The organism is Ruminococcus sp. BSD2780120874_150323_B10 (assembly GCF_015553695.1).
Taxonomy (GTDB): Bacteria; Bacillota; Clostridia; order Oscillospirales; family Acutalibacteraceae; genus Ruminococcoides; species Ruminococcoides intestinale_A.
Window position 1 is genome coordinate 49,752 of record NZ_JADNHD010000012.1, and the last position, 7,364, is coordinate 57,115.

Sequence of the window (7,364 nt, forward strand, 5' to 3'; positions counted from 1 at the left end):
CCTTTCAGCCCGAATGTGAAAAACGGACAAATTATTTGTTTGCAATCTGATTGAGAACATCAATAAGCTCATCGGCATTTGCGCCATGAACCATACAAGCCTCTTCGATTGTTTCGCCTCTTGATGCAGGGCAACCAAGGCAGTGCATACCAATGCTGAAGAAAGCCTCGGCAGTTTCGGGATATTTGTCGAGAACATCACCGATGATAGAATTCTTTGTGATTTCCATAATTAAAAACCTCCTTGTCGGCAAAGCCAAAATTAAATCTAAAAGCAGATTTATCCGCCAAAAACGGTATTTTAGCGGATAAATCATTATAACATATTTTTTAACCGAAAGTCAAAAAATATATATTAAATTTTAGGATTTTTTACTTTACTTCGGCAAAGGTAAACTTTCCGTCTGCAAAGTCGCATTTAACCTTGCTGTTCGCTTTGATTGTGCCGTCAAGCATTTTCTCCGAAAGCGGATCTTCAATGTCTGATGTTATGGCACGGCGAAGAGGTCTTGCACCGTAGACTTCGTCAAAGCCCTTGTCGGCAATTGCGGAAACAGCCTCGTCTGTAAATTCAATTTCAATTTCCATATCGGACAAACGCTTTTTAAGACCTGCAAGCATCTTGACTGCAATTTCTTTAATCTCGTCCTTGCTGAGTCTGTCAAATACGATGATGTCGTCAATACGGTTAATAAATTCGGGACGGAAAGCCTTTTTAAGTTCGCCGAGCACAAGCTCCTTGGTGTTTTCGGTTTCCTTGTTTTCACTGTTTTCATCGGTAAATCCGAGTGAACTGTGCTTTTCCGTAAGAAGTTTTGCACCTATGTTAGATGTCATAATGATAACAGTGTTTTTGAAGTCAACCGTTCTGCCCTGTGAGTCGGTAAGTCTGCCGTCATCAAGGATTTGGAGAAGAATGTTAAATACATCCGGGTGTGCCTTTTCGATTTCATCAAAGAGGATTACCGAGTATGGTTTTCTTCTTACCTTTTCCGTAAGCTGGCCGCCCTCGTCAAAACCGACATATCCAGGAGGTGAACCTACAAGACGGGATACCGTATGCTTCTCCATATATTCACTCATATCAATACGGAGCATAGCGTTTTCATCACCGAACATAGCGGCGGCAAGTGCCTTGCAAAGTTCTGTTTTACCTACACCTGTCGGACCGAGGAAGATAAATGAACCGATAGGACGCTTAGGGTCTTTAAGACCTACTCTGCCACGGCGGATTGCCTTGGCAACAGAGCTTACTGCCTCGTTTTGACCGACAACTCTTTCGTGAAGTTCTTTTTCAAGGTTGAGAAGTCGCTCGCTTTCCTCTTTTGTAAGCTGAACAACAGGGATTCCTGTCCATTCCGATACAATCTCGGCGATAACTTCCGGAGTAACTTCGCCGTTGCGGTTCTCTCTGTTTTCGTACCATTCCTTTTTGGCTGTGTCAAGCTGTGACTGAACATTTTTCTGTTCATCTCTTAATTTTGCGGCACGCTCAAAGTCCTGCTCGTTAATGGCACTTGCTTTTTCCTGCTCAAGTTTGTCAATTAACTCTTCAAGCGACTTGATGTCCGGAGGAGAGGTAAGACCCTTAAGTTTTACCTTAGACGCACCCTCATCAATAAGGTCAATAGCCTTATCCGGGAGGTATCTGTCGGCAATGTAACGGGAAGAAAGATTTACTGCCGCCTCAATTGCCTCGTTTGTAATTCTTACCTTATGGTGCGCCTCGTAGCTGTCACGCAAGCCTTTAAGAATTTCAACAGCCTGCTCTTTTGTAGGCTCGCCAACCTTTACAGGCTGGAATCTACGCTCAAGAGCCGCATCTTTTTCAATGTATTTTCTGTATTCGTTAATAGTTGTTGCACCGATAACCTGGAAGTCACCTCTTGCAAGCGACGGCTTTAAGATGTTTGCCGCATCGGCACTGCCCTCGGCAGAACCTGCACCTACAATGGTGTGGAGTTCATCGATAAAGAGGATAGTGTCCTTTGACTTTTTAACTTCATCAATTGCGGACTTGATTCTTTCCTCAAAGTCGCCACGGTACTTAGCACCTGCAATCATACCTGTAAGGTCAAGACTTACAACCTTTTTGTCACGCAGAATTTCAGGTACATTGCCGTTTGCAATTTCAAGGGCAAGTCCCTCGGCTACTGCTGTTTTACCTACGCCCGGCTCACCGATAAGCACAGGGTTGTTTTTGGTACGCCTTGAGAGAATCTGAATAACTCTCTTAATTTCTTTTTCTCTGCCGATAACAGGGTCAATTTCACCGTTCTTGGCAGCCTTTGTCAAATCTCTGCCGAATTTCTCCAGTGCGGAGCCGCCCTCTTCTTTGCCTTGTGGGTATCCGTTTTCCATACCCGAAAACTGATTTTCGGATGAGCCTTTCTGTAAGCCGCCTGCAACCGCATTTGCAACAGCATTAGAACTTACGCCGAGCTTTCTTAAAATACTTGTAGCGTAGCTGTCACTTTCGGAAACTATTGCAAGCAAAATATGCTCTGTGCCTACATAGCTGCTGCCTGTCCTTGCAGAAATCATCATTGCGGTTCTGAGAACACGCTTTGTACGGGGAGTAAAGCTGTCGGGTGAGAGGGAAGTCTGAATACCTCTGCCGTCAACATTGGCAATCTCTTTTTCGAGTGCCTCCGCCGTTACGCCGCATTCTTCAAGAGCTGCGGCGGCAACACCGCTGCCCTCTTTTATAAGACCAAGCAGAATATGCTCGGTGCCAATATAGTCGTGACCGAAATTTTGAGCTGACTCAATAGAAAGGTTTAATGCCTTGTTTGCCTTTTGAGTAAATCCTCTGAATTCATACATAATCGTCAGTCCTTTCGATAATTTTTTACTGATTACTTTTTACACTTCTTCAAGTGCTTTTCTGAGCAAATCCGCTCTTGCCACATCACGCTGTGCAGCGGAAAGATTTTTACCGCTGTTTACCATAAGCGTAGCAGGTTCAACATCTGTCATCAGCTTGTCGATTGTAAGCAAAGGAACATCTTTAAGCTGTCCCGAAACTATGCCCAAACGAACATTTGAAAGCAGCTGTAAAGCCTCATCGTGTGCGATTGTACGGGCATATTTCAATATGCCGAGGCTGCGGCTGATGCTGTCCTGAATGTCAATATTTGAACAAATACGCTCTCTTGCAAGTTCCTCTTGCGAGATAAGCTGTGATGTTATATTTTTAAGGTTTTCAATGGCAGCTTTTTCGGAGATGCCGAGTGTAACCTGGTTAGAAAGCTGATATAAACTTCCCTTTGGCTCTGTGCCCTCGCCGTGAGTGCCTCTTATGGTAAGACCGAGTTTTGAAAGATTGCCTGCAATTCTGCCGATTGCTCGGCTCTTTTCAAGTGCCGGCAAATGCAGCATTACCGACGCTCTCATACCTGTGCCGAGGTTTGTCGGGCACTGGGTAAGATAACCGAGCTTTTCGCTGAAAGCAAAGTCAAGGCTTTCATCAAGCAAGGTGTCGAGTTTATCGACAAGGTCATATGTTTGCTCAAGCGCAAGACCTTTTGTAATTGCCTGTATTCTGATGTGATCCTCTTCGTTAATCATAATCGAAAGGCTTTCATCGGAATTTACCAGTAACGCTCTGCCTTCGGTATTCCCTATAAATTCGGGGCTTACTATTCGGCGCTCTACAAGAGAAACACACTGTGCCTCGGTGAGGTCGCTCATCTTAATGAATTTAAAGTCGGAGGCAATTGAGCTGTTGCTGTTTTTGACAGCCGATCTTACTTTTTCAATAACCTTTTCCATTCCGTCGGGTGAAAGCTTGCAGGGGAAAGGAAAATCCTTTAGATTTCTTGCAAGTCTTACTCTTGTGGAAATTACTGAATTGTCACTCATTATTATGCCTCCATTCCTTTGATTGTATCTCTTAATTCTGCGGCTCTTTCAAAATTCTGTTCTTTGACTGCTGCGTCAAGTTCATTTTTTAATTGAGCAATTTTTTCTTCTTTTGTAGGTTCGTGCTTTTCGGCTTTCTGAACCGTTCTGTCGCTGTTCTTGCCGCAATGTGTTGTATTGCCGTGAATTCTTCTGATAAGTGGGAAGAGTTCGTCGCCAAATACATCATAGCAATCGGCACAGCCTACATGACCTGTTTTTGCAATTTCCGAATAAGTGCTGCCACAGGTTTCGCATCTTCTTGCCTGTGTTCTTGCCGGAAGTGCGTTGCCAAAGAAACTACCGAGGAAGTTTGAAAATTCATCCTCAATGTCAGAGAACACATTTGTGTATCCCATTTTCTTTGCACATTCACTGCAAAGGTCATATTCTTTGATTTCTCCGTTGATTATAGATTTAACATGTGTGTTAGCATTATTAACACCGCATTTTTGACATTTCATAATAAATACCTCCTGCTTTTATGATATTGCTAAAAGCATATTCTTAAAAAGATCAGCTCTGAGCGAATCTCTTTTTTCCTGCTCGACTGTATGAAGCGCTCTGTCCGACAACGCAGACGCCATAACCTTTGCAACGCTAAGTTCAATAATCGACCTGTAGACCATATTGTTAAGCATTGCCTCGGCAGAAGCTTTGTCAAGCGAATTGCCTACAGAGTTAATTATATGCATTATAGCAGTACCTCTATCCATACTTACACGGCTTATTCTTATGTAACCGCCGCCGCCTCGTCTGCTTTCAACAATGTAACCTTGTTCCGGAGTAAAGCGTGAGGTGATAACATAATTTATTTGACTTGGCACACAACCAAGATTTCCCGCAAGTTCATTTCGCTGAATTTCCGCACTGCCGTTCTGCTCGTCAAGCATTTCTGTAATATATTTAGCGACCAAATCGCTCATTCTCATCTTTTCTCGCCTCTCTTTCAGATTGTGACTTTATTATAGAACTAAAGTCAGAGAAAGTCAAAGTCAAATAAAGTCAAAAATCAAATGCTAATTTAAAAAATACTCGCAAATACTCCCGAATACTCGCAAATACTAAATTTTAAAATTTTTTTGACTTTTTCTGACCTTTTAAAAATTGCCGATATTTTCTTGACTTTTAAAAACATACAAATGAAAAATACTTCATATAATAAGTATAGTAAATAAAAACGGAAGTGATAAAATGATTGTCAGTACAAATATAAACATAGACAGCGAGTTAAAGAAATCGGCACAGGAATTGTACTCGGATTTAGGGCTTGATTTGTCAACAGCGGTTAATTTGTTTTTAAAGCAGTCCTTGCGAGAACAGAAGATACCGTTTGAAATAAAAAGGGAGAGTGAGGAAGAAGGCTTTTTTGATACTTTGAAAAGTTTTACAAAAAAGCCGGAGTATTCGTCCTTTGCGGAAATGGTTAATTCAAATACAGATTAAAACAGCCGCACCTTGCAATAAAGAACCGCAAGGTGTGGCTGTTTATATTAATAACAGTATGATAATTTTATAGTCAGTCAGACAATTTTTATTATACAATCTGAATTTTATAACCGAAAATCATTTTCCCCAATACTTTCTGTCCAAACTGCGATACTGCACTGCCTCAAGAATATGGTCGGATTTAATGATTTCGCTGTTATCAAGGTCGGCAATCGTCCTTGCGACTTTAAGCACTCTGTCGTAGGCTCTTGCGGTCATTCCCATACTTTCAAACGCACTTTTCAGCATTTGTTCCGCCTCGTCATCAATAATACATACTTTTTCAAACTGTTCGGCATTTATATTTGCGTTACAGCTTGTACTTGTGCCTTTGTAGCGTTCGGACTGAATTTTTCTTGCTTTGTCAACACGCTTTTTAATTTCGGCAGACGGCTCCGTCTGTTCTTTATCTCTAAGCTCGTCAAATTTAACTGCCGATACCTCTATATGTATATCAAAACGGTCAAGCAGCGGGCCGCTGATTTTATTAAGGTAATTATGTATCTTTTGCGGAGTACAGGTGCATTTTCCTGACGGGTCATTAAAATATCCGCACGGGCACGGATTCATTGGAACACTGAACTTGATACAATTTAACCTTATTTTCTTAGGAGTGTTCAAAAGGGGTCCATTTGAACACCCCTAAGAAATGCACTGTTTATAGACATAAAAAGTGGCAGGCAGCTAAGAATTTAGCTACCTGCTGGTTGATGAATCTTATACTGTTTTCTGTATTTGCCAGTGCGACAAACTGGAAGTTACGCTTTTATCGAAAACTATTTTCAATTACTCCAGGTAAACAATCATAAATGGAACATCCCATCTTTTTCTCAAAATATTCTTTAATGCCGAGTGTTACTTTCCATCGCTCAACCGTAGCTGGATGTGTTCCATATCGAATTGTTACATCTACGAATCGTTTTTCCAATAGACAAAATCCTGTTGGCAATGCTAATGCATCACAGAGCTGTACCAGATAATCATAATCGTCATAGACAGCCTCTTTAACATACCGAGCCATAAACTCTTTATCTTCTATTGGCACATCAGAAATGCCAATATATGTTGAAATGTCTTTAATCATAAAAGCGTGAGAAATGCAAATCTGTGCTGCCTTTTTCCACCCTCTTTCTATGCAATAGCGATAACCGTCTATTAAATGCTTTTCAGAAGTAACTCCAGCATATCTACCTATATCGTGCAAAATTCCGTAAACATAAGCCAAATTCTCATCCATTCCTTGGCAATGACTTGCAATATTCTGACAAGCAAAAGCAACATATTTGCTGTGGTCATACCAAGGTCCTGGATTTGCCTTATTTGCTTCTTCTAATGCTTTCTCAGCAATTTCTCTTGTTAGTTCCATTAATCTTTACACCTCAAATTCCAATTTATTACTTTCTATTATACCTTATATCGGCAGAATTGCATATCTGTTTTATGCCATATTTTTGCAAAATAAAACCCAAACCGCCGCACTACTTTCCCCAATACTTTCTGTCCAAACTGCGATACTGCACTGCCTCAAGAATATGGTCGGATTTAATGATTTCGCTGTTATCAAGGTCGGCAATCGTCCTTGCGACTTTAAGCACTCTGTCGTAGGCTCTTGCGGTCATTCCCATACTTTCAAACGCACTTTTCAGCATTTGTTCCGCCTCGTCATCAATAATACATACTTTTTCAAACTGTTCGGCATTTATATTTGCGTTACAGCTTGTACTTGTGCCTTTGTAGCGTTCGGACTGAATTTTTCTTGCTTTGTCAACACGCTTTTTAATTTCGGCAGACGGCTCCGTCTGTTCTTTATCTCTAAGCTCGTCAAATTTAACTGCCGATACCTCTATATGTATATCAAAACGGTCAAGCAGCGGACCGCTGATTTTATTAAGGTAATTATGTATCTTTTGCGGAGTACAGGTGCATTTTCCTGACGGGTCATTAAAATATCCGCACGGGCACGGATTCATTGCC

Annotated in this window: 9 protein-coding genes; 1 reads left to right on the top strand and 8 read right to left on the bottom strand. The window is 41.4% G+C overall.

The window, feature by feature from the left end; translation table 11 throughout:
- Window positions 1-31 precede the first annotated feature (31 nt).
- From I2E21_RS08830 to I2E21_RS08850, 5 genes are all read right to left on the bottom strand, one after another.
- Window positions 32-229, bottom strand: a complete 198-nt coding sequence (locus I2E21_RS08830) for a DUF1858 domain-containing protein (RefSeq protein WP_117705753.1) — start codon at window positions 227-229, stop codon at window positions 32-34.
- A 142-nt stretch (window positions 230-371) separates the two neighbouring features.
- The gene (locus I2E21_RS08835) at window positions 372-2,825 is read right to left on the bottom strand and encodes an ATP-dependent Clp protease ATP-binding subunit (protein WP_195411091.1); all 2,454 of its coding nucleotides are present in this window, start codon (window positions 2,823-2,825) and stop codon (window positions 372-374) included.
- Between the two features lie 39 nt (window positions 2,826-2,864).
- The gene (locus tag I2E21_RS08840; protein ID WP_195411092.1) at window positions 2,865-3,863 is read right to left on the bottom strand and encodes a protein arginine kinase; all 999 of its coding nucleotides are present in this window, start codon (window positions 3,861-3,863) and stop codon (window positions 2,865-2,867) included.
- Window positions 3,864-3,865: 2 nt separating this feature from the next.
- Window positions 3,866-4,366: a UvrB/UvrC motif-containing protein gene (locus I2E21_RS08845; protein WP_022235011.1), complete on the bottom strand. Its 501-nt coding sequence runs from the start codon at window positions 4,364-4,366 to the stop codon at window positions 3,866-3,868.
- Window positions 4,367-4,384: 18 nt separating this feature from the next.
- Window positions 4,385-4,828, bottom strand: a complete 444-nt coding sequence (locus I2E21_RS08850) for a CtsR family transcriptional regulator (protein WP_337613372.1) — start codon at window positions 4,826-4,828, stop codon at window positions 4,385-4,387.
- Window positions 4,829-5,096: 268 nt separating this feature from the next.
- Between I2E21_RS08850 and I2E21_RS08855 the strand changes: the two genes are divergently transcribed.
- Window positions 5,097-5,348: a type II toxin-antitoxin system RelB/DinJ family antitoxin gene (locus tag I2E21_RS08855; protein ID WP_022235009.1), complete on the top strand. Its 252-nt coding sequence runs from the start codon at window positions 5,097-5,099 to the stop codon at window positions 5,346-5,348.
- 120 nt (window positions 5,349-5,468) lie between these two features.
- Here the strand turns inward: I2E21_RS08855 and I2E21_RS08860 are convergent, their stop codons facing one another.
- The 3 genes from I2E21_RS08860 to I2E21_RS08870 all read right to left on the bottom strand — a co-directional run.
- Window positions 5,469-5,960 carry an ATP-binding protein gene (locus I2E21_RS08860; RefSeq protein ID WP_195411094.1) on the bottom strand — a complete coding sequence of 164 codons (492 nt, stop codon included), beginning with the start codon at window positions 5,958-5,960 and terminating at the stop codon, window positions 5,469-5,471.
- 196 nt (window positions 5,961-6,156) lie between these two features.
- Window positions 6,157-6,756 carry an HD domain-containing protein gene (locus I2E21_RS08865; protein WP_195411095.1) on the bottom strand — a complete coding sequence of 200 codons (600 nt, stop codon included), beginning with the start codon at window positions 6,754-6,756 and terminating at the stop codon, window positions 6,157-6,159.
- 112 nt (window positions 6,757-6,868) lie between these two features.
- Window positions 6,869-7,364: ATP-binding protein (locus I2E21_RS08870; protein ID WP_195411096.1), on the bottom strand; the 496-nt coding region annotated here is incomplete at its 5' end.